1 protein-coding gene and 1 pseudogene are annotated in these 951 nt (G+C 75.0%); one reads left to right on the forward strand and one right to left on the reverse strand.

Going from position 1 to position 951, the window contains the following annotated elements:
* Window positions 1-142 (reverse strand): annotated as a pseudogene (locus SACPADRAFT_RS31530) (PLP-dependent aminotransferase family protein); the annotation flags it as partial.
* Between the two features lie 91 nt (window positions 143-233).
* Between SACPADRAFT_RS31530 and SACPADRAFT_RS27620 the strand changes: the two are divergent.
* On the forward strand, window positions 234-951 hold a 718-nt coding region (locus SACPADRAFT_RS27620; RefSeq protein ID WP_084258428.1), incomplete at its 3' end, for a pyridoxamine 5'-phosphate oxidase family protein.

Consider the following 951-nt stretch of genomic DNA (forward strand, 5'->3'; position numbering starts at 1 on the left):
CCCGGGTGGAGGGCAGCCGGTCGCCGCCGCGCAGGTGTCCGCCGGACGCGGCCGCCCGCAGCGCGTCGGCGAGCTGGACGGCCAACGGCACCCCGGAGTCCCGGTCGAGCGTCACCGGCAGCGCGGTGTCACCTCGGGGCACGGCGTTCTCCCGGACTCACGGACGAGTGGACTGCCCGGATCACGATAATCTGGCTGTTCCGGGGATCCACCATGCGATCCACCATGGGCGCATGCCACACGAGCCCCACACCGACGCCCGCGGCACGCTCACCCAGACCTCCCGCAGCAGGCTCACCCGCAACCGGAACCGGGCGGTGACCGACCGGGCGGCACTGTACGCACTGCTCGACGAGGCGCTCATCGGCCACCTCGGCGTCGTGCGTGACGGGGCCCCGGTCGTCCTCCCGACCGGGTTCGCGCGCCGTGGTGACACGGTGTACCTGCACGGCTCCACGGGGGCTGGCGCGCTGCGCACCGCGGGCGGCGGTGCCGACGTGTGTCTCACCGTCTCGGTGCTGGACGGCATCGTCTACGCGCGGTCGCTGATGCACCACTCGATGAACTACCGCAGCGCGGTGGTGCACGGGCCCGCCCGGGCGGTCACCGACCCCGGCGAGCGGTGGGAGGCCCTGCGGGTCGTCGCCGAACACCTGAGCCCGGGATCGTGGGAGCACGCCCGCCGACCCGACGACCGGGAACTGGCCGCCACCCTGGTGCTCGCGCTCGACCTCACCGAGGCGTCGATGAAGGCACGGGCGTCGGGACCGAACGAGGACGCCGCCGACCTCGACGCGCACGACGTCTGGGCGGGCGTGCTGCCGGTGCACACCGTGTTCGACGCGCCCACCCCCGCGGCTCACGTGCCCGAGGGCACCCCGGTGCCGGCGCACGTCGCCGCGCGGATCGCGGGCTCCGGAACCACGCCCGACGGGGCCGCCACCGCGGCCT

It is taken from the genome of Saccharomonospora iraqiensis subsp. paurometabolica YIM 90007, from assembly GCF_000231035.2.
Lineage (GTDB): Bacteria > Actinomycetota > Actinomycetes > Mycobacteriales > Pseudonocardiaceae > Saccharomonospora > Saccharomonospora paurometabolica.